At 68.0% G+C, this 21409-nt stretch carries 21 protein-coding genes; 17 read left to right on the plus strand and 4 right to left on the minus strand.

Annotation, left to right across the window (positions count from 1 at the left end; translation table 11 throughout):
- Positions 1-105: 105 nt before the first annotated feature.
- Together BME24068_RS33855 and BME24068_RS33860 are read left to right on the plus strand one after the other, a co-directional pair.
- On the plus strand, positions 106-1110 hold the full coding sequence (locus tag BME24068_RS33855; protein WP_174928705.1) for an aldo/keto reductase: 1005 nt from the start codon (positions 106-108) through the stop codon (positions 1108-1110).
- Positions 1111-1250: 140 nt separating this feature from the next.
- Positions 1251-1787: a DUF3455 domain-containing protein gene (locus tag BME24068_RS33860; protein ID WP_174928706.1), complete on the plus strand. Its 537-nt coding sequence runs from the start codon at positions 1251-1253 to the stop codon at positions 1785-1787.
- A 106-nt stretch (positions 1788-1893) separates the two neighbouring features.
- Here BME24068_RS33860 and BME24068_RS33865 read toward each other — a convergent pair whose 3' ends face one another.
- Positions 1894-2559 carry an O-methyltransferase gene (locus BME24068_RS33865; RefSeq protein WP_096506547.1) on the minus strand — a complete coding sequence of 222 codons (666 nt, stop codon included), beginning with the start codon at positions 2557-2559 and terminating at the stop codon, positions 1894-1896.
- A gap of 48 nt (positions 2560-2607) precedes the next feature.
- Here BME24068_RS33865 and BME24068_RS33870 point away from each other — a divergent pair, with 48 nt between their 5' ends.
- Together BME24068_RS33870 and BME24068_RS33875 are read left to right on the plus strand one after the other, a co-directional pair.
- Positions 2608-3294, plus strand: coding sequence for a TetR/AcrR family transcriptional regulator (locus tag BME24068_RS33870; protein WP_096506546.1), 687 nt, complete (start codon positions 2608-2610; stop codon positions 3292-3294).
- Between the two features lie 538 nt (positions 3295-3832).
- The gene (locus tag BME24068_RS33875) at positions 3833-5221 is read left to right on the plus strand and encodes an NCS2 family permease (RefSeq protein ID WP_096506545.1); all 1389 of its coding nucleotides are present in this window, start codon (positions 3833-3835) and stop codon (positions 5219-5221) included.
- Positions 5222-5417: 196 nt separating this feature from the next.
- Here BME24068_RS33875 and BME24068_RS33880 read toward each other — a convergent pair whose 3' ends face one another.
- Together BME24068_RS33880 and BME24068_RS33885 are read right to left on the minus strand one after the other, a co-directional pair.
- Positions 5418-5843 (minus strand): cupin domain-containing protein, encoded by a 426-nt coding sequence (locus BME24068_RS33880; RefSeq protein ID WP_174928707.1) that lies wholly within the window; start codon positions 5841-5843, stop codon positions 5418-5420.
- Positions 5844-5925: 82 nt separating this feature from the next.
- A complete protein-coding gene (locus BME24068_RS33885) occupies positions 5926-6753 on the minus strand; it encodes an AraC family transcriptional regulator (RefSeq protein ID WP_096506649.1) in 828 nt (275 codons plus the stop codon).
- Between the two features lie 294 nt (positions 6754-7047).
- On the opposite strand from BME24068_RS33885, the gene BME24068_RS33890 reads away from it, so the two are divergent.
- From BME24068_RS33890 to BME24068_RS33905, 4 genes are all read left to right on the plus strand, one after another.
- Entirely contained in the window at positions 7048-7641 is a 594-nt protein-coding gene (locus tag BME24068_RS33890; RefSeq protein WP_174928708.1) for a hypothetical protein, read from the plus strand.
- A 220-nt stretch (positions 7642-7861) separates the two neighbouring features.
- Positions 7862-8782, plus strand: coding sequence for a LysR substrate-binding domain-containing protein (locus BME24068_RS33895; protein WP_174928709.1), 921 nt, complete (start codon positions 7862-7864; stop codon positions 8780-8782).
- A gap of 225 nt (positions 8783-9007) precedes the next feature.
- The gene (locus BME24068_RS33900; protein ID WP_096506542.1) at positions 9008-9790 is read left to right on the plus strand and encodes an ABC transporter substrate-binding protein; all 783 of its coding nucleotides are present in this window, start codon (positions 9008-9010) and stop codon (positions 9788-9790) included.
- A gap of 258 nt (positions 9791-10048) precedes the next feature.
- Positions 10049-11164: a succinylglutamate desuccinylase/aspartoacylase family protein gene (locus BME24068_RS33905; RefSeq protein ID WP_096506541.1), complete on the plus strand. Its 1116-nt coding sequence runs from the start codon at positions 10049-10051 to the stop codon at positions 11162-11164.
- Positions 11165-11309: 145 nt separating this feature from the next.
- Here BME24068_RS33905 and BME24068_RS33910 read toward each other — a convergent pair whose 3' ends face one another.
- Entirely contained in the window at positions 11310-12116 is an 807-nt protein-coding gene (locus BME24068_RS33910) for a MetQ/NlpA family ABC transporter substrate-binding protein (RefSeq protein ID WP_096506540.1), read from the minus strand.
- Positions 12117-12423: 307 nt separating this feature from the next.
- Between BME24068_RS33910 and BME24068_RS33915 the strand changes: the two genes are divergently transcribed.
- The 9 genes from BME24068_RS33915 (at position 12424) to BME24068_RS33955 (ending at position 21370) form a co-directional block, all read left to right on the plus strand.
- Entirely contained in the window at positions 12424-13584 is a 1161-nt protein-coding gene (locus BME24068_RS33915) for a porin (protein ID WP_096506539.1), read from the plus strand.
- Positions 13585-13792: 208 nt separating this feature from the next.
- On the plus strand, positions 13793-14053 hold the full coding sequence (locus tag BME24068_RS33920) for a DUF2866 domain-containing protein (protein WP_059528608.1): 261 nt from the start codon (positions 13793-13795) through the stop codon (positions 14051-14053).
- 124 nt (positions 14054-14177) lie between these two features.
- A complete protein-coding gene (locus BME24068_RS33925) occupies positions 14178-14561 on the plus strand; it encodes a DUF6232 family protein (RefSeq protein ID WP_096506538.1) in 384 nt (127 codons plus the stop codon).
- Positions 14562-14632: 71 nt separating this feature from the next.
- Entirely contained in the window at positions 14633-14860 is a 228-nt protein-coding gene (locus BME24068_RS33930; RefSeq protein ID WP_096506537.1) for a hypothetical protein, read from the plus strand.
- A gap of 243 nt (positions 14861-15103) precedes the next feature.
- Complete coding sequence (locus tag BME24068_RS33935; protein ID WP_174928710.1) at positions 15104-17374, plus strand: TonB-dependent hemoglobin/transferrin/lactoferrin family receptor; 2271 nt, start codon at positions 15104-15106, stop codon at positions 17372-17374.
- Positions 17375-17423: 49 nt separating this feature from the next.
- Positions 17424-18515 carry a hemin-degrading factor gene (locus BME24068_RS33940; RefSeq protein ID WP_096506535.1) on the plus strand — a complete coding sequence of 364 codons (1092 nt, stop codon included), beginning with the start codon at positions 17424-17426 and terminating at the stop codon, positions 18513-18515.
- The gene (locus BME24068_RS33945) at positions 18512-19420 is read left to right on the plus strand and encodes a heme/hemin ABC transporter substrate-binding protein (protein ID WP_174928711.1); all 909 of its coding nucleotides are present in this window, start codon (positions 18512-18514) and stop codon (positions 19418-19420) included. Before BME24068_RS33940 ends, BME24068_RS33945 begins: the two co-directional genes overlap by 4 nt.
- 15 nt (positions 19421-19435) lie before the next feature.
- Complete coding sequence (locus tag BME24068_RS33950; RefSeq protein WP_174928712.1) at positions 19436-20530, plus strand: FecCD family ABC transporter permease; 1095 nt, start codon at positions 19436-19438, stop codon at positions 20528-20530.
- Positions 20531-20548: 18 nt separating this feature from the next.
- Positions 20549-21370 (plus strand): heme ABC transporter ATP-binding protein, encoded by an 822-nt coding sequence (locus tag BME24068_RS33955; protein ID WP_174928713.1) that lies wholly within the window; start codon positions 20549-20551, stop codon positions 21368-21370.
- Positions 21371-21409 lie beyond the last annotated feature (39 nt).

Consider the following 21409-nt stretch of genomic DNA (forward strand, 5'->3'; position numbering starts at 1 on the left):
ACGACCGCAACACGCTGTTCGGCGGCGGCGCACCGGGCCTGACCGACTATCCGACGCTCGCGCAAGCCGCGGCGTGACAGGAAAACGCACAACAGGAAAACGCACATGAGAATCACGCTCCCTTCCCGCCTGGGTTTCGGCACTGCGCCGCTGGGCAACATGTATCGGGCCATCCCGAACGAAGAAGCACTGGCCACGATCGACGCGGCCTGGGACAACGGTATCCGCTACTTCGACGCGGCGCCGCTGTATGGCGCCGGCCTCGCCGAGCTGCGCCTGGGCGAAGCGCTCGCCGGCCGGCCGCGCGATGAATACTCGCTCGGCACCAAGGTCGGCCGACTCGTGCTCGACGAGCACGAGGACGCATCGCAGCGCGATCTCGGCGAGAAGGGCGGGCTGTTCCAGCACGGCCTGCCGAACCGGATCGTCTACGACTACACCGAAGACGGCACGCTGCGCTCGATCGAAGCGAGCCTGAAGCGGCTGCGCACCGACCGGCTCGACACCGTGTGGATCCACGATCCGGCGATCGACTTCCACGGCGAACGCTGGCTCGACGTGTTCGACATCGCGATGTCGGGCGCCGCCAAGGCGCTCACGCGGCTGCGCGACGAGAAGGTCATCAAGGGCTGGGGCCTCGGCGTGAACCGGATCGAGCCGTGCGCGCTCGCGCTCGAACGCTCGGACCCGGACGGCTTCCTGCTGGCCGGCCGCTACACGCTGCTCGACCATGCGGGCGCGCTCGAACGGCTGATGCCGGAAAGCGCCGCGCGCGGGCTCGGTATCATCGTCGGCGGCCCGTACAACTCCGGCGTGCTCGCGGGCGGCACCCACTTCGAATATCAGCCGGCCACGCAGGCGATGCTCGATCGCGTCGCGCGCATCCGGCAGATCAGCGAACGGTTCGGCGTCGACGTGCGCGCGGTGGCGCTGCAGTTCTCGCTCGCGCATCCGGCCGTCGCGGCCGTGATCCCCGGCGCGAGCCGCCCCGATCGCATCGACGAGAACCTGCGGCTCGCGTCGGCGCCGATTCCGGCCGCGCTGTGGGACGCGCTGAAAGCCGAACGCCTGATCGCCGAGCATGCGCCGACGCCGGCCGGCGCCGCCTGAGGTTCCCGGTCTGAATCGGCCAGGCGCACATGACTATCGCCGCGATCGTCATGTGCGCATTGCGGCCGGCGCGATTAGCGTCTAGCGTTGACGGGCTCGCCGATGGTTGACCGTCACCCGACCTGAAAGGATGCCCTGCCATGCGAAGCCGTTCCCTGCAATGCACCACGCTGCCGGCCGCCGCGGCCTGCCTTGCGCTGGCCGTCTGTACCGTCTCCGCCCGCGCCGACGAAGCCGCCGGTCTCGCGCCGCCCCGGCCGGCCACGCCCGTGCTGTCGACGACCGCGGCCGGCGTGCAGGTCTACACGTGCGACTACGACGCCGGACACAAGCTCGTGTGGGTGTTCCAGCATCCGGAAGCGATGCTGTTCGACAGCAGCGGCACGCTCGTCGTCCGGCACGGCGCAGGGCCGTCGTGGGAGGCGACCGACGGCAGCCGGATCACCGGCAAGAAGCTCGCGCAAGCGCCGGGCGCGCACCCGGGCAGCATCCCGCAACTGCTGCTCGCCGCGACGCCGGCCGCAACGGACGCGAAGACCACGGCCGGCGCGCTCGCCGGCGTGCGCTTCGTGCAGCGGCTCGACACCGCGGGCGGCATGCCGCCGGAACCGGCGTGTTCGACCGAGCATGCGGTCGGCCGTTTTCCGTATTTCGCGCGTTACGTGTTCCTGAAGTAACGCACGACGACGGCTGCCCGAATCCGCGGCGTCGCTGCCGCATCCGCTTGATCAGTTATCCTCTATTTTTACGATGCCGCTCCGGCTGCCGCGCAACGCCCCGGCCTCAGCGAATCCGCATCGACAGCTCGACATCGCCGCCGAACGGCACCGACAGGTAGCCGTTGCGCGGCGCGCGCACGTAGGCAAGATAGTCGGGGCTGTATTCCGCGTTGTCGGCGACGACGAACGCGCCGGGCCGCAGCCGCGGCTCGACCCGCGCGAGGATCTCCTGATACAGCGCCTTCGCGCCGTCGAGCAGCAGCAGGTCGACGGTATCCGGCAGATCGACGGCCAGCGTGCGCAACGCATCGCCTTCACGGATCTCCACGAGATCGTCGAGCCCGGCCGCGGCCAGGTTCGCCCGTGCCCGCGCAACCTTCGACGCCTCGAACTCGCTCGTGATCACCCGGCCGCCGCCGTTGTCGCGCAGCGCGGCCGCGAGGTGCAGTGTCGAGATGCCGAACGACGTGCCGAACTCGACGATCGAGCGCGCGCCGCCGCTGCGCGCGAGCATGTACAGCAGCGTGCCCGTCTCGCGCGACACCGCGAGCGGATAGTCCTTCAGGCGCGCATAGAAATCGGCGTAATCGGTCTTGCTGCGCATCAGCCGCGCGTGCTCGTCGTGCGTCAGGTCGGCGAAGTCCGGATTCGACGCGGGCGACGACGCATCGGCTTCGTCGAACAGGCGCGCGAGCAGCGACGCCAGCGGGTCGTGAATCAAGGTGGTCATGCGAATCTCCAGTGTCAGGTTGAGTGCGTCAGCGCACCCGACTAGAATATGACGAACTATTCACGTTTTGCTATTCGCATTGGCAGACCCGTCATGACCGACCGCCGCAACGCCCCGATCGCCTCGCGCAGACAGCCTCGGCAGGCCCGCTCGACCCGGCTCGTCGACGACGTGCTGGAGGCCGCTATTCAGGTTTTGACGACCGAAGGCGCGCAGCGCTTCACGATGGCGCGCGTCGCCGAGCGCGCCGGCGTAAGCGTCGGCTCGCTGTATCAGTACTTCCCGAACAAGGCGGCCGTGCTGTTCCGGCTCCAGCACGACGAGTGGCGGCAGACGTCCGGCATGCTGTGCGGGATGCTGCAGGATCGGCAGAAGACGCCGCCCGAGCGGCTGCGCACCGCCGTCCACGCGTTCATCCGTTCGGAATGCGACGAGGCGCCCATGCGCATCGCACTCGACGATGCGGCGCCCCTCTATCGCGACGCTCCCGAAGTGCAGGCAGTGCGGGCCGAGGGCAACCGGATCTTCAGCGCGTTCATGCGCGAGGCACTGCCCGCCGTGTCGGACGCCACGCATGCGACCGCGTGCGAGCTGGTCATGACGACGCTCACGACGGGCGGCAAGGCGTTCTCCGAGACCGCGCGCACGCCGGCGGAAATCGACGCCTATGCGACCGCGATGGCCGACATGTTCTGTGCGTACCTCGCGCATCTCACGCATCTCGCACGGGATTGACGCAACGAGGGGCCGGAACGCGCGCCGGCGCAGCCCGCGCGCGGCACCGGTATCATCCGGATGCAGGTTGCGCGCGGCCGCGCATTGCATGAAACGCGGCCGGCTTCATGCGCCTGCGCAGCCTCGATGAAAGACATTCGTAAGATCGGATGCACCACCCGCTCCCGCCCTGCCCGCCGACCCTGCATTCAAATAATCGCCTTAACGGATTCGAACTAGGCGTATACACGCGTTCCGCGACGACGAAGCCCCGTTACACGCCGATATAAGCGCTGAGACATGCGCTGCATGCTCTTCCCCCAATGGGACGTGATGGGCCGTTCGCCTAACCTTCGCTACGGCAAAGCACACGTGACGGGGTCGACCACACCACGCGTCGTACGACGCGACACACTCGCGCCCGCCTCACGGCGCGTACGACGACACGAATCACGCGTCAGGCGTCCCCACGACGTTGCCGATCATTCCAACCAGATTCGAGACACCCTGACGACGGTCCGCTACGACCGTTTCAGTACGCTGATAAAGGAGCAAGCTCATGAGTGATACCCCGGTGCAGCCGACGGTCGGCGTCGGCGCGGAAGAAACGGACTTCGGCACCAAGGGAGTCATCGACCGGTACTTCGACATTTCGTCGCGCGGCAGCACGCAGCGCCGCGAGATCGTCGCGGGCGTGACCACATTCCTCGCGATGGTCTATTCCGTGTTCGTCGTGCCCGGCATGTTCGGCAAGGCCGGCTTCGACACGAGCGCCGTGTTCGTCGCGGTCTGCCTGACCACCGCGTTCGGCTCCTTGCTGATGGGCCTGTGGGCGAAGCTGCCGATCGCGATCGGCTGCGCGATTTCGCTGACCGCGTTCACCGCGTTCGGCCTCGTGCTCGGCAAGGGGCTGCATCCGACCGTCGCGCTCGGCGCGGTGTTCCTGATGGGCCTCGTGTTCACGGGCATCTCGGTCACCGGCGTGCGCTCGTGGATTCTGCGCAACCTGCCCGCGGGCGTCGCGCACGGCACCGGGATCGGCATCGGCCTGTTCCTGCTGCTGATCGCGTCGAACGACGTCGGGCTCGTGATCAAGAACCCGGGCGCCGGCCTGCCGGTGTCGCTCGGCCAGATCACCGCGTTCCCGGTCATCATGTCGGTCGTCGGCCTCGCCGCGATCTTCGGGCTCGAGAAGCGTCGCGTGCCGGGCGGCATCCTGCTCGTCGTGATCGCGATCTCGCTGATCGGCCTCGTGTTCGATCCGGCCGTGAAGTACCACGGCATCTTCGCGCTGCCGTCGCTGAGCGCACCGGGCCATGCGTCGCTGATCGGCGCGATGGACATCAAGGGCGCGCTGTCGATGTCCGTGCTGCCGAGCGTGCTGGCGCTCGTAATGACCGCCGTGTTCGACGCGACCGGCACGATCCGCGCGGTGGCGGGCCAGGCCGGCCAGCTCGACGAGAATGGCCGCATCATCAACGGCGGGCGCGCGCTGACTGCCGATTCGGTCAGCTCGATCTTCTCCGGCTTCCTCGGCGGCGCGCCCGCCGCAGCCTACATCGAGTCGAGCGTCGGCGTGGCCGCCGGCGCGAAGACGGGCCTCGCGGCAGCCGTGGTCGGCCTGCTGTTCCTGGTCGTGATGTTCCTGTCGCCGCTCGCGGGCCTCGTGCCGTCGTACGCCACGGCCCCCGCGCTGATGTACGTCGGCCTGCTGATGCTCGGCAGCGTGAGCAAGCTGCACATGGACGACATGGTCGACGCGATGTCGGGGCTCGTGTGCGCGGTGTTCATCGTACTGACCGCGAACATCGTGACGGGCATCATGCTCGGCTTCTCGACGCTCGTGATCGGCCGCATCGCCAGCGGCGAATTCCGCAAGCTGAACGTCGGCACCGTGCTCATCGCCGCCGTGCTCGTCACGTTCTATCTCGGCGGCTGGGCGATCTGACCGCGGAACATGCGCGACGCTGCCGGCAGAAGGGCGGCGCGCATCGGGACGACACCGTCTCCTCCACCATCCTCGTCGATGGTCTCCAGGCCTGGAAACGCATGTTTCCAGGCTTTTTTTGCCGGTGCGGCATCGATCGTTCCGACGGATGACCACACGGACGACGCACCGTCGATGCGCGGCACGGCGCGAGGCATCAAACCCACTGATCGTTCTCGACCGTGCGTTCGCTGGTTGCGCTGTCGCCGGTATTCACGACGCCGCGCGGCTCGATCAGCAGCAGTTTCACTTCACCCTGCGCACAAGGCCTGTGCTCGATGCCTTTCGGCACCACGGCCATTTGACCGGCTCGCAGTTCGATCGAAGCGTCGCCGTGCGGGCCGCCGCGAAAATCGATACGCAGGATGCCGTCCAGCACGATGAAGGTTTCGTCGGTATCGCCGTGCCGGTGCCAGACGAATTCGCCTTCGAGCTTGACGACCTTGAATTGGTAATCGTTCATTTCCGCGACCACGCGTGGTTGCCAATGACCGTCGATCAGCGCGATCTTGCCCGCCAGATCGATCGTTTCGCATTGGCCGCGTGCAGCGGGAATCGTATGGGAATGCGGTGATGCCGACATCGTTCTCTCCGTGTGGGTGGGGATGCGTTGCCGAGCATAGGCCGCCGCCGGCGGATCGTATTGAACGATCGTGGGACGCCGCTCACCCGCGGCGCATCGCGCCTACGACCTGGAGCCAGTGCCCCGGCGTGTGACCGAAGGCCTTCAGAAAATGGCGTGTCATGTGGCTTTGATCGGCGAAGCCGGCATCGGCCGCCGCGCCCGCAAGCGGCGCGCCCGCACGCAGCATGCCGCGCACGGCACCCAGCCGGCGCATCGTCAGATAGCGATACGGACTCGTGCCGTAGAAGGTCCGGAAATCGTGGGAGAGACGCCAGCGGTCTCGTCCCGTCACGATTTCCAGTTCGTCGAGCGTGACGACGCGCGTGAAGTTTGCATGCAGATAGTCACGCGCACGGCGCGCCGCCAGATAATCGCCTTTCCCTCGCGAACGCGGCATGTCGGCGACGGCGGCAAGCGCGTGTACGAGTTCGACCAGCGCTTCGCCCTGTTCGAGCGGCTCGAGCATGTGCCCGACGTGTTGCAGCAGGCTTTCCGTCGCGGCCGCGATACGCGGATCGCTCGTCACGCCGCCTTCGATGAACGGCAACGCGCGGCCGCCCAGCACCGCCTGGAACAGCGCGGGCTCGACGTAAATCATCCGATAGCGGAATCCTTCGCCCGTACCGGCCTGGCCGTCGTGCGCCTCGTCGGGATGCAGCACCATCGTATTTCCCGGGAGACTATCGCGACGACAACGGCGATAGTTGAAACTCTGTACGCCCGCGAGCGTGCGGCCGATCGCGTACGTATCGTGCCGATGCATCGCATACGCATTGCCTTGAAACCACGCTTCGATGCGCTCGATGCCGTCTACCGGCGTGGCGTGCATCATCCAGTCGTGGCGCGACGAGGCTGCTTTTCGGGACATGATGAATTGAAAAATGCAGAAGAAACGGAAAGTGTGTTGACGCAAACCGCGCATCGTTCCGCTCAGCATGCCACATCGACGCGTCGCGCACCGCCGTGCGTGGACGTGCCGTTCGGGCGGCGCGTTCGGCGCGCCGCCGCCTGATGCCCGACGCACCCCCGCATCCCGGTTGCCCGGGTTCGCAACCGTCGGCTCGAACGCCGCGCCCCCTTCGTGCCGGGCGCGATGCGGCCAGCCTCGCGGCGCCAATCCGCACCCGGTGCTACGATCGCGCTTTCTCCTCCGAAGCCGCTCATGAATCCGTTCGGCATCGTTTCCGAATCAGACATGCGGACCGCGGCGCGCAAGCCGCCGTTCATCCCGTCGTTCGGCTTCATCGAAGTTCATGAATCGCGGCCGATCGACGCACCGCCGTCACGCATCATCGACGCCGTGGCTTCGCTCGACATGCGCGCCGATCCGGTGATCGACGCGCTGCTCGCCGTGCGCGAATCGCCGGCGGCCATCGCCCGCGTGCTGGGCAACCTCCCGGCCCCAGCCGGGCACGCCCGCTTCGGCTTCGACACGTTCACACTGCTGCATCGCGACGACACATCGCTGTCGCTGGGGCTCGTCGGACGCTTCTGGCGCCCGACGCCCGACGTACGGACGATCGCCGACGCCACGGCCTTCGTGCGGCACGACGACCCGCGCGACGCCAAGCTGGTGCTGCGGCTCGAAGTCGTCGGGCTCGCGGCCGGCGCGCACGTGCTGCGCACGGAAACCTTCGTGCACTGCCCGAATACGCGCACGCGGTGGCTGTTCACGCCGTACTGGCTCGCGATCCGGCTGGCGAGCGGCTGGATCCGGCGCCGCACGCTGACGGCGGTCGAAGCGGCGCTCGCCTGACGCGCGCACGGCCACGCTCGAACGCATGCGCGATACGCCGCATCCGCAAACACGCGTGCCGCGTCATCTGCAATCCTGACCAGCACGCCGCAAAAAGCGGCTCAAAAAACGCCGGCCGCCGCCCGGCGATCTTCGCTGTGCCCGGCATCCGCCCCGCGACGCGCTACCCTATCGTTCTTCGCGCCGGCGCCCGGCCCGCCGCGAGATCCGAATCCGATCGATGACCCGCATCCGAAACCAACTGAACATCGCGCAGCTCCAGGCGTTCGTCTCCGCCGCGCATCACAAGAGCCTGCGCGCCGCCGCGCGCGAGCTCGGCGTCACGCAGCCCGCGATCACGCATACGATCCGCGAACTCGAAACCGCGCTGAACGCGGAACTGCTGGTGCGCAGCGTGCGCGGCGTCGAATTGACCGCGTGCGGCCACGCACTGCTGCCGCGCGCCGAGCAACTGCTCGGCGACATGCGCCGCACGGTCGAGGCCGTCGAGCAGGTGAAGGGAGAAATGTCGGGGCGCGTCGCGGTCGGCACGATGCCGTCGATCGCGCTGACCGCGCTGCCGCATGCGGTCACCGCATTCCGCCGGTCGATGCCGAACGTCAGCCTGCATCTCGAGGAAGTGACGGTGCCCGACGCGCTCGCGCAACTGCGCAACGGCACGCTCGACATCGCTGCGATGCACCATGTGCCCGCGCTCGACCGCGATTTCACGCAGGTGCCGCTGCTGTCGACCGAATTCACCGTCGTGATGCGCGAAGGGCATCCGCTCGCGCACGCGCGCCGGTTAGAGGAATTACTCGACGCCGAATGGATCGTCACGGTCGGCGCCGAGCAGTTTCCGCACAGCGTGATGATCGCGATGTTCGAGGCGCGCGGGCTGCCGCTGCCGAAGCGCCTGCTGCGCTCGCCGATGTCGTTCGCGGTGACGCTCGGCCTCGTCGCGCACTCCGACGTGATCGGCTGCTTCACGCGCCCGCTGGCCGCGATGGTGGCGCCGCTCGGCATCCGCACGGCCGAACTCGACGAAAGCATGCCGCGCTTCGATCTGTCGATCATCGCGCGGCGCGACCTGCTGCCGACGCCCGCCGTCTCGCAATTCGTCACGTGCCTGCAGCGCGCGGTCAACGAAACGCTCGGCTGAATCGTTCCTTCGTCTGAAACGGTCGCGCAGGTCCGCACGGCCGTCGGGTCCGGTATCGGGGCATGTCCTAGGCGCCCCACCGGCATTTTGTCTTGATAATCTTGCGCACGTCGCGCGCCCGCATCGGGCAGGCGAAACGGACAGTCCGACGCGAAACCGCGCCGGGCCGAAGGCTTACGGCGCGGCACAACCGCGCACCCATCGAACAAAACGAGGAGTCACCGAGTGAAAAAGATTCTTGCGGCTGTGACCGTTGCCGTGCTCGCCGTATCGGCCGGCAGCGCCTACGCGAAGGAATGGACGACCGTACGCTTCGGCGTCGACGCAAGCTACCCGCCTTTCGAATCGAAAGACGCAAGCGGCAAGGTGGTCGGCTTCGACGTCGATCTCGGCAATGAAATCTGCCGCCGCATGCACGCGAAATGCGTGTGGATCGAAAACGACTTCGACGGGATGATCCCGGCGCTGAAGGCCCGCAAGTTCGACGGCGTGCTGTCGTCGATGTCGATGACGCCGGCGCGTCAGGAACAGATCGCGTTCTCGGCGAAGCTGTTCAACACGCCGACGCGCCTCGTCACGAAGAAGGGCGCGGGCCTGCTGCCGACGGCCGACTCGTTGAAGGGCAAGTCGGTCGGCGTCGAGCAGGGCACGATTCAGGAAACCTACGCGAAGACCTACTGGGCGCCGAAGGGCGTGAACGTCGTGCCTTACCAGAACCAGGACCAGGTCTACGCCGACCTGATCTCGGGCCGTCTGGACGGCGCGCTGCAGGACGCGGTGCAGGCTGAAATCGGCTTCCTGAAGACGCCGCGCGGCGCGAGCTTCGACTTCGCCGGCAAGGACATCGACGATCCGAAGACGCTCGGCAACGGCGCCGGCATCGGCCTGCGCAAGGAAGACACCGACCTGAAGACGCAGATCGACGGCGCGATCGCCGGCATGCGCAAGGACGGCACGTACGACAAGATCGCGAAGAAGTACTTCGATTTCGACGTCTACGGCAAGTAATCGCGCGTAAAAGCGCGCTTCGCATCCGCGCAGACGGGCTCCGCAAGGAGCCCGTTTTTTTGCCCGCACGCAGCCGGACACGGCGAAAAACACCCGGCGGAGGCGCCGCCGCAACGTTATTTTTTACGCGCCAACCTGATGATTCGCAAAGGAAAAGAGCGTGCTCGGGGCGCGGTTTGATAGGTTCGGCGAAGGCAACGTACAATCGACCTTCCACGCATACCGGATCACTCGCGGCTGCGCCGCACTCTCCCCATCATGCAAACGCAGACCCATCCGCTGATTTCCCCCGCCGTCGGCACCGAACGCCAGATCACGAGCTTCCACTACGGCCCGCGCGGCGGCAAGAAGGTCTACATCCAGTCGTCGCTGCACGCGGACGAACTGCCCGGCATGCTGGTCGCCGCGCTGCTGCGTCGCAAGATCGCCGCGCTCGAGACCGCCGGCAAGCTGCGCGGCGAAGTCGTCATCGTGCCCGTGCCGAACCCGATCGGCCTGTCGCAGCACGTGTTCGGCGACCACCTCGGCCGCTTCGATCTCGGCTCGATGCAGAACTTCAACCGCAATTTCTACGATCTCGCGGCGCTCGTGCTGCCGCGCATCGAAAGCCACCTGACGAACGACGCGCAGCGCAACCTCGCCGCGGTACGCGCCGCGATGCGCGAAGCGCTCCACGAACAGATGCCGCGCACCGAGCTCGACTCGCAGCGTCTCGCGCTGCAGAAGCTGTCGTTCGATGCGGACATCGTGCTCGACCTGCATTGCGACAGCGACGCGGTGCTGCACCTCTATACGAACCCCGACCTGTGGGAAGACGTCGAGCCGCTGGCGCGCTATCTCGACGCCCAGGCGTCGCTGCTCGCGCTGAATTCGGTCGGCAATCCGTTCGACGAGATCCACAGCTTCTGCTGGTCCGACCTGCGCAACCGCTTCGGCGATCGCTTCCCGATCCCGAACGGCGCGATTTCCGTCACGGTGGAACTGCGCAGCGAGCGCGACGTGTCGTACGAGTTCGCGGAGAAGGATGCGCAAGGGATCGTCGAATACCTGACCGAGCGCGGCGTCATCGACGGCACGCCCGCGCCGCTGCCGCCGCTCGCGTATCCGGCCACGCCGCTCGCGGGCACCGATCCGCTCGTCGCGCCGGTGTCCGGCGTGATCGTGTTCCGCACGCCGGTCGGCGCGTGGATCGAGGCCGGCCAGGAAGTGGCCGACATCGTCGATCCGCTGACCGACCGCGTGATCACGCTGAAGAGCAGCGTGTCCGGCGTGCTGTACGCGCGCCAGATCGTGCGCTTCGCGACGGCCGGCATGGAAGTCGCGCGCATCGCGGGCGCCACGCCGATCCGCACCGGGTCGCTGCTGTCGGCCTGAGCGGCCCGAACAGCCGGCCCGAACAACCGGCCCGCGCGCCGCGCAACGGCGCGCAGCAACGAAATCGCCCGCTTGCGCGGGCGATTTGCTTTTCGGCTTCGCGGCATGCCCGGCAACGGTGCCGGGCAGCGGCGAGCGTCGATGCTCAGAACGCCGGCACGATCGCGCCGCCGAACTTCTGGTCGATGAACTTGCGCACGTCGTCCGATTCATAGGCCGCCACGAGCTTCTTCACCCACGGCTTGTCCTTGTCCTGCGCGCGCACCGCGATCAGGTTCGCGTACGGCCCGCGCAGATCCTCGATCGCGATCGCATCCTTCACCGGCGTGAGCCCCGCCTTCACCGCGTAGTCGGTGTTGATCGACGCGGCGTCGAGGTCGGGCAGCGCGCGCGGCAGTTGCGCGGCGTCGAGCTCGACGATCTTGATCTTCTTCGGGTTCTCGGCGACGTCGAGCGGCGTCGCGTTCACGCCGTTCGTGCCGGCGCCCGCCTTCAGCTTGATCACCCCGTATTTCTGCAGCAGCAGCAGCGCGCGGTTGCCGTTCGACGGATCGTTCTGGATCCCGACCTTCGCGCCGACCGGCAAGTCCTTCAGCGACTTGAGCTTCTTCGAATAAAAGCCCATCGGCGCCGTGTAGGTCAGGCCGACGTTGACGATCTTGTAGCCGCGCTGCTTGATCTGGCTGTCGAGGAACGGCTGGTGCTGGAAGCCGTTCGCATCGAGGTCGCCCGAATCGAGCGCCGCGTTCGGCTGCACGTAATCGTTGAACTCGATGACCTTGATCGCGAGGCCTTCGCGCGCGGCGACCTTCGTCACCTCGGTCCAGATCTGCGCGTCGGGGCCGCTCATCGTGCCGATCTTCAGCGTCTGCGGGTCGGCGTGCGCGCCGGGCGCCGCAAAGGCCAGCGCCGCGGCGAGCGCGCCGAGGCCGGTCAGGATCGAACGTCGCATGGTGTTCCTCTTGTCCCGTGTCGTTGTTGAACACGCATCCTGTCACGGGGCCGGAACGGCACCAACCAAGCTTATTTCATGTGCTTATTCCGCCGCCCGATCGACGCTCAGACGGAATCGGTATAACTCCCCGCTGTACAAGCAGGCAGAATCCAGTGTCGCATCGGCACCACACATTCGTCATATGACAAACACTGTCACAATCATTACGTGGCCTGCCGATAAAGTTGCAACCGGTCCGTGAAAGCGCCCATAGAGAGCGCCGGAACCGCAACTGGACACGCCATTTATTCGCTCGGAGAATCCTTTGAACAAGAAACTGTTGACCCTCGCCGTCCTCACCGCCACGACTGGCGCGGCGCACGCGCAAAGCAGCGTCACCCTGTACGGCGTGATCGACGCCGGTATCAGCTACGTTAACCACAGCAAGGATGCCGCTGGCGGCAGCAGCAAGCTGTTCAAGTACGACGACGGCGTGGCCCAGGGCAGCCGTTGGGGCCTGCGCGGCACCGAAGACCTCGGTGGCGGCCTGAAGGCGATCTTCGTGCTCGAAAACGGCTTCAACAGCGGCAACGGCACGATCGGCCAGGGCGGCGCGATCTTCGGCCGCCAGGCTTATGTCGGCCTGAGCCAGGCGCAATACGGCACGCTGACGTTCGGCCGTCAGTACTCGTTCTCGACCGACATCCTCGGTTCGAACTACTCGACGGGCGGCAACACGGTCGACGGCAACTACGCGTACCACGTGAACGACATCGACCAGCTCACGTCGAGCCGCATCAACAACGCGGTGAAGTTCCAGAGCGCGAACTACGCCGGCTTCACGTTCGGCGCGTTGTACGGCTTCTCGAACTCGACCGACTTCGCCGGCGCACCGTCGACGACGACGGGCACCACGACGACGGCCGGTTCGTCGCGTGCATACAGCTTCGGCCTGAACTACGCGAACGGCCCGTTCGCCCTCGGCGCCGCATACACGGACATCCGCTTCCCGAGCCAGGCATCGCCGGCGTTCTCGACGTCGATCGCGAACATCGCGCTGACCAACATCCGCGACCTGCGCACGTACGGCGTGGGCGGCCGCTACATCTTCGGCCCGGCAACGGCATGGGCGCTGTGGACGCGCACGCAGTTCACCCCGGTCGCCGCAGGCGCATCGGGCACGTTCTACAACGCATACGAAGCAGGCCTGAAGTATGCGATCACGCCGGCCCTGTCGGCAGCCGTCGGCTACACGTACACGAACGCAACGCAAAGCGGCAACTCGGCGCACTGGAACCAGGGCAACCTGGCGCTGGACTACGCGCTCAGCAAGCGTACGGACGTGTATGCCCTGGTCGTCGGTCAGAAGGCATCGGGCAACGGCGTGCAAGCGCAGATCGGTTCGAGCACGAGCTACTTCAGCACGTCGGGCAGCGATTCGAAGAACCAGATCGCCGCTCGCGTCGGTATCCGTCACAAGTTCTAAAGCATCCGCTTAACTCGCGGATCACGACGGCAAGAAGCGCCCCGCTCCACGCGGGGCGCTTTTTTATGGGCTTTTAAGTTTCGCTTAATTCTGGGCTGAGAGGATGCTCTCACCCCCCCTGTTGGCCGCCTGAGCATCGGCGGCTTTTTTTTTGACACCCACTACGGCACCGCCATCGACTGACCACAAGACAGGATCGGAGGCCATGATGATCGAAGATACCGTTTTCAGCCATCTGCACGCGATTCTGACGCGCCGGCATTCGCTTCCCGTCCAGAGCTGCCGCGTGTCGGTGGAAATGCAGCGCCCGTGGGGCCGCCCGTACCGGCTCGTCGAATGGACGATGCATCTCGACGCGCCCGCGCGACGCCAGATCGTACCGGCCGAATCGACCGACGAAGAGATCGCCGAAGTCGTCGCATCGCACGTGCCGGGCCGCCTGTACGGCGACGGCCGGCTGCAGTTCTGACGCCCCTTCCATTGCGCCCGTCATCCGCATGCCGGCTGCTCCGCGCATGTCATGCGGCACTCGGCCTCGTTTGACGCGGCAACGAAGTCTGCTACGCTGCGCGTTTTCGTCCACGCAACATACGATGGAAAACGCATTCAATGAACGCGGCGTGATGGTCACGCGCAACGGCCTGTCCGCCGCGGGCCAGGTCTTCCCGCTGCGCGACATCCGCGACGTCGACGTCGCCAAGATCCCGAAGAATCGTCTCGTACCGTCGCTGATCTCGCTGATCGGCGCGGCCACCGCCGTCGCCGGCGGTATCGGCGCATCGAGCGCGGCGCTCGTCGTCGGCGTGATGCTCGTCGTCGTCGGCTATCTCGCATGGGCCACGCAGGACGTCACGTACCGGCTGATGGTCGAGATGCCCGACGGCAAGCGCGAGGTGCTGTCGAGCGTCGACGCCGAGTTCGTCGAACGCGTCGCGCAGATCGTGCGCGATGCACGGACGGCGACCGCCGCCGGCTGATTTCCGCTGCGCGCGGCAACGACCTACTATGAAACGAGCGGCACGCCGCCGCATCGTTCGAGGAGGTCGGCATGAACGCCCAATCGCTGTCCGGCATGCTGCGCGCACAGGAACTGCTGCTCGTCTCGATGATCCGCTCGCTTCCTCCCGACGCGCGCACCACACTCGTCGACCTCTACGCCGAGCAGCTCGCGTTCGCCGAACAGGCCGGCTTCGAAGGCCACGGCGACCGCGCGACGCACGACGCGTTCATCGCGCATGCGCGCAACCTGCTGATCCGCATCGAATCGCTGGCCTAGGGCCGGCTTCTCCCGGTTTTCCCCCGCGCAGCGCGTCCGCCCCGCGCACGACGGCGCTCGCCCGCATGCGCTGCCGTGCTTCCTTGTCTTCCTTGTATTGATAATAATTCTCATTTACACTGACAAAATTGTCAGTTGCCTTTCAATTCGCCGTTTGCCGCGTATCGCGCGCAAACGGGCCAGCCAGGTGGACGCGTCACCCAGCCAGCCTTCGGGCTTGTTATCGTCAATGGGAGACCACCTGTGCATTGCTATCCGCTGGCACGGCAGCCGATCTGTGCCGCGCTGTTCGGCGCGTTCGGCCTGTCCGCCGCCCCGGCTCACGCCGATTCGTCGCCGCAAGGCGCCAACCTGCCGCCTGCCGTCCTGACCACCGCCGCCGCGTCCACGCGCGGCGATGCGCTGCTCGACCCCGTCACCGTCACGGCCACCCGCACCGCCACCGCCGCGAGCCGCACGGCCGCGTCCGTGTCGGTGATCACCGACGACGATCTCGACGAGCAGCAGGCCGCCAACATCAAGGACGCACTGCGCTACGAGCCGGGCGTCACGGTGCGCCGCACCGCGTACCGCCCCGGCAGCGCCGCGCTCGGCGGCGGCCGCGACGGCGATTCGAGCATCAACATCCGCGGCCTCGAAGGCAATCGCGTGCTGCTGATGGAAGACGGCATCCGCCTGCCGAGCGCGTTCTCGTTCGGGCCGCTCGAAGCGGGCCGCGGCGACTATGCGGATCTCGACATGCTCAAGCGCATCGAGATCCTGCGCGGGCCGGCCTCGGCGCTGTACGGCAGCGACGGGCTGACCGGCGCCGTGAACTTCATCACGAAAGATCCGCGCGACCTGCTGTCGATCTACGGCAAGCCCACCTACTTCTCGTTCCGGCCGAGCTACGACTCGGCCGATCGCAGCGTCGGCGCGACGGTATCGGCGGCCGGCGGCAACGACCGCGTGCAGGGGATGATCATCGCCGACGGCCGGCGCGGCCACGAGGTCGACACGCGCGGCGACAACAATTCGGCGAGCACGCTGCGCACGACGTCGAACCCTCAGGACGTCTATTCGGAATCGCTGCTCGGCAAGCTCGTGCTGACGCCCACCGCGCGCGACACGATCCGGTTCACCGCCGAAACCGTGCAGCGGCGCGTGAGCACCGACGTGCTGTCGGCGATCAACCCGCCCGGCACGCTCGGCCTCACGACGCACGACCGGCTCGAGCGCAACCGTTTCAGCGTCGACTACGACTTTCGCGACGATACGTTCCGCTGGTTCCAGAACGCGCACGTGCAGTTCTACTACCAGGACGCGAAGCAGGATCAATATGCGTTCGAGACGCGCGGCACGCAGCCGTCGCGCTCGCGCGACAATCAGTACAAGGAGCGCACGTTCGGCGGCTCCGCGTTCGCCGAAAGCGGCTTCTCGACCGGCCCGTTCGCACACAAGCTGCTGTATGGCGTCGACGGCAGCCTGTCGCGCGTGACGAACATGCGCGACGGCACGGTGCCGGGCGTCGGCGAAGCATTCCCGAACAAGGCGTTTCCCGATACCGACTACACGCTGTTCGGCGCATTCGTGCAGGACCAGATCGGCTACGGCCGGCTGCTCGTCACGCCGGGGCTGCGCTTCGACACGTACCGGCTGAGCCCGACGCAGAACGATCCGCTGTTTACCGGCACCGCGGTGTCGACGAGCGCGAACGAAGTGTCGCCGCGCGTCGCCGTGCTGTACGAGATCACGCCCGCGCTGATTCCCTATGCGCAATATGCGCACGGCTTCCGCGCGCCGACGCCCGACCAGGTGAACAGCAGCTTCTCGAACCCGGTGTACGGCTACACGTCGATCGGCAATCCGAACCTGAAGCCCGAAACCAGCGACACGTTCGAAGCGGGCCTGCGCGGCAAGGCCGGCACCGGCTACGGCGTCGTCCGCTACAGCGCGGCCGCGTTCACCGGCCGCTACCGCAACTTCATCTCGCGCACGACGATCGCGGGCAGCGGCCGCCCGAGCGACCCGTTCGTGTTCCAGTACGTGAACTTCGCCGATGCGCGCATCCACGGCCTCGAAGGCCGCGCCGAATGGATCATGCCGAACGGCATCACGCTGAAGACGGCGCTGGCGTTCACGAAGGGTTCGACGCAGAACGACGGCGCGGCGAGCCAGCCGCTGAACACGGTCAACCCGTTCTCGGCGGTGTTCGGCGTGCGCTACGAGCCGGGCGAGCGCTGGTTCGTGCAGACCGACCTGCTGTTCCAGGCCGCGAAGCGCGACAAGGACATCGACACGTCCGACTGCTCGAACAAGGCGTGCTTCGCGCCGCCGTCGTCGTTCGTCGTCGACCTGCGCGGCGGCTACCGCTTCAACAAGCACGTGAGCGCGACGATCGGCATCCGCAACCTGTTCGACCGCAAATACTGGAACTGGTCGGACGTGCGCGGCATCGCCGACGATTCGAAGGTGCTCGATGCGTACACGTCGTCCGGGCGCACCGTCGCCGTCAGCATGAAAGTCGATTTCTGATGCGCGCCGCCGCGCGCTGCTACCCAACCGTTACTTGAAGGAGTCCGACATGATGCATTCCGCCCTTCCCGGTCAACCGGCCACGCCGGCGCGTGGGACCGCCGCCTTGCGCGACGCGTTCGTCAAGCTCAAGGCCGAGCGTCAGCTGCGCAACCGCGACGTCGCGCAGGCGCTCGGCGTCAGCGAAGGCGAGGCGCTCGCCGCGTTCGTCGGCGAACACGTGGTACGGCTCGACGCGCGCTTTCCGGCGATGTTCGAGGAAATGCCGCGCCTCGGCCGCGTGATGGCGCTCACGCGCAACGACACGGCCGTCCACGAGAAAGACGGCGAATACGCGCAGATGAGCCACGACGGCCCGGTCGGCCTCGCGCTCGGCGACATCGACCTGCGCATCTTCTATCGTCACTGGGCATCCGCGTTCGCGGTGCACGACGAAACCACGCACGGCCCGCTGAAGAGCCTGCAGTTCTTCGATGCGCAAGGTCACGCGATCCACAAGGTGTACCTGCGCACGCACAGCGATCACGCGGCGTACGACGCATTCGTCGACCGCTGGCGCGCGGCGTCGCAACAGCCGGGGCTCGACGTCGCGCCCGCCGCGCCGAAAACGCCCGAGCGCGCCGACACCGACATCGACGTCGCGGGCTTTCGTGCGGCATGGGACGCGATGACCGACACGCACCAGTTCTTCGGCATCACGCAGCGTTTCGGCGTGAGCCGCATGCAGGCGCTGCGCCTCGCCGATCCGCGGTATGCGTACCCGGTCGAGACCGCGCATGCGCTGCGCCACGTGCTCGAACGCGCCGCGCAGAGCGGCCAGCCGATCATGGTGTTCGTCGGCAACGCGGGCATGATCCAGATCCACACGGGCCCCGTCGCGAACGTGCGCGAGGTCGGTGCGTGGATCAACGTGCTCGACCCGGGCTTCAACCTGCACGTGCGCGAGGACATGATCGCCGCCGCATGGGTCGTGAAGAAGCCGACGAGCGACGGCATCGTCACGTCGCTCGAACTGTTCGATCGTCAGGGCGACCATGTCGCGCTGCTGTTCGGCGAACGCAAGCCCGGCCGGGTCGAGCGCGACGACTGGCGCGCGCTCGTCGCGACGCTGCCGGCCGCCGCACACGGAGAGGCCCGGTGAGCGCTCGATCGTTCGATGCCCGGCGCCGCGTCGTGCTGGCCAGCGCGGTTGCCGGCGCGCTCGCGGGCGTGCTGCCCGGCCGCGCGCTGGCGCAGGCCACGCCGAAGCGCGTCGTCGTGATCGGCGGCGCGATCGCGGAAACCGCGTTCGCGCTCGGCGGCGCCGATGCGCGCGGCTACCGGCTCGTCGGTGCGGACACCACCTGCACCTACCCGGATGCCGCGAAGCGCCTGCCGAAAGTCGGCTACCAGCGCGCGCTGTCAGCCGAAGGGTTGCTGTCGCTGCGGCCCGATCTCGTGCTCGCGTCGGCGGAAGCCGGCCCGCCCGCCGCGATCGCGCAGGTGAAAGGCGCCGGCGTCGCGGTGACGACGTTCGACGAGCGTCACGACGTCGACTCGGTGCGCGCGAAGATCACCGGCGTCGCGCAGGCGCTCGACGTACGCGATGCCGGCGCCGCGCTGCTGCAACGCTTCGATCTCGACTGGCAGGCCGCGCGCGATGCGGTCGCCGCGCACGTGCCCGGCGGCGCGCAGCCGCCGCGTGTGCTGTTCGTGCTGAACCACACCGGCAACCAGGCGCTCGTCGCCGGCCAGCGCACGGCCGCCGACGCGATGATCCGCTATGCGGGCGCGCGCAACGCGATGCAGGGCTTCGATCACTACAAGCCGCTGACGACCGAGGCGCTCGCCGCCGCGGCACCGGACGTCGTGCTGATCTCCGACGAAGGGCTCGCTGCCGTCGGCGGGCGCGCCGCGCTGCTCGCCGCGCCCGGCTTCGGCGCGACGCCGGCCGGCCGCGCGCAGCACGTCGTGTCGCTCGACGCGCTGTTCCTGCTCGGCTTCGGCCCGCGCCTGCCGCTCGCCGTCACGACCCTGCACCGACACCTGTCGGATGCGCTCGCCTGATTCCGGATCGTCCCGATGCCTGCTCATGCTTCGCCCTTCTCCGCGTCGTCGCCCCCGTCGGGCGCCACCCTCGGCGCCGCGCGCATCGGCACGTCGCGCCGCGTTGCGCCGTTCGCGCTGACCGCGCTCGCCATCCTCGTGTGCACGATGTCCGTCGTCGCGCTGTGCGTCGGCGCCTACCGCATTCCGTTCGCCGAAGCGTGGGCCGCGCTGAGCGGCGACCCGGCCGCGCGGCAGGCCCGCGCGGTGCTGTTCGACATCCGTGCGCCGCGCGTCGCGCTCGCGTTGCTGGTCGGCGGCGGCTTCGGCGCGGCCGGCGCCGCGATGCAGGCGCTGTTCCGCAATCCGCTCGCGGACCCGGGGCTCGTCGGCGTGTCGAGCGGCGCGGCGCTCGGCGCGACCACGACGATCGTGCTCGGCCCCGCGCTGTTCGCCGCGCACGTGAGCGCGGCCGTGCTGCCCGTCGCCGCATTCGCGGGCGCGCTCGCGGTCGCGGCGCTCGTCTACCGGCTCGCCGCGTCGCGCGGCCGGCTCGCGCTGCCGCTGCTGCTGCTCGCCGGCATCGCGATCAACGCGCTGGTCGGCGCGGCGATCGGGCTGCTCACGTTCGTCGCCGACGACGCGCAACTGCGCTCGCTGACCTTCTGGAGCCTCGGCAGCCTCGGCGGCGCGCAATGGTCGGCGCTGGCGGCCGTCGCGCCGTGCGTCGCGATCGGCTGCGTGCTGCTCGCGCGCGACCGCGATGCGCTGAACGCATTGCAGCTCGGCGAAACCGAGGCATTGCATCTCGGCGTGCCCGTGCAGCGGCTGAAGCGGCGCGTGCTCGTCGCGGTCGCGCTCGCGGTCGGCGCGCTCGTGTCGTGCGCCGGCATCATCGGTTTCATCGGCCTCGTCGCGCCGCACTGCGTGCGCCTCGCGTGCGGCCCCGACCAGCGCGTCGTGCTGCCCGGCGCCGCGCTGCTGGGCGCACTGCTGACGCTTGCCGCCGATCTCGCCGCCCGGACGGCGGCGGCCCCCGCCGAGATTCCGCTCGGCGTGCTCACCGCGCTGCTCGGCGCGCCGTTCTTTCTCGCGCTGCTGTGGAAAAGCCGCGGCGCGCTCGGCGGCTGAACCCTTCATTCACCGATCATGCTGACCGCCCATCATCTCGACGTCGCCCGCCGGCATACCACCGTGCTCCGCAACCTGTCGCTGTCGATCGAACCGGGCCGCGTGACCGCGCTGCTCGGCCGCAACGGCGCGGGCAAGAGTACGCTGCTGAAGACCTTCGCGGGAGAGCTGACCGGCAGCGTCGCGCCGAACGGCGTGCGCGTGACCGGCGACATCACGCTGAACGGCGAGCCGCTCGCGCGCATCGACGCGCCGCGGCTCGCCTGCCAGCGCGCCGTGCTGCCGCAGGCCGCGCAGCCGGCGTTTCCGTTCAGCGTCGACGAAATCGTGCTGCTCGGCCGCTATCCGCATGCGCGGCGCAGCGGTGCGACGTCGCGCCGCGATCGCGACATCGCGTGGTGTGCGCTCGAACGCGCGGGCGCCGACGCGCTCGTCGGACGCGACGTGACGACGCTGTCGGGCGGCGAGCTTGCACGCGTGCAGTTCGCGCGCGTGCTCGCGCAGCTGTGGCCGGACGACGACGCGCCGGAAACCGCTCCGCGCTATCTGCTGCTCGACGAACCGACCGCCGCGCTCGATCTCGCGCATCAGCACCGGCTGCTCGATACCGTGCGCGAGGTCGCGCGCGAATGGCGGCTCGGCGTGCTCGCGATCGTCCACGATCCGAACCTCGCCGCGCGGCATGCGGATACGATCGCGATGCTCGCCGACGGCACGATCGTCGCGCACGGCGCGCCGCGCGACGTGATGACGCCCGCCCATATCGCGCGGTGCTACGGCTTCGCGGTGAAGAGGGTGGAAACGGGCGACGGAGCGCCGCCGGTCATGGTGCCGGTGTGACGCCGGCGCATGAACCGGCTGCGTGCTGCGCGGCCGGCA

The sequence above is a fragment of the Burkholderia anthina genome (assembly GCF_902498995.1).
In the GTDB taxonomy this organism is placed as follows: Bacteria; Pseudomonadota; Gammaproteobacteria; order Burkholderiales; family Burkholderiaceae; genus Burkholderia; species Burkholderia anthina.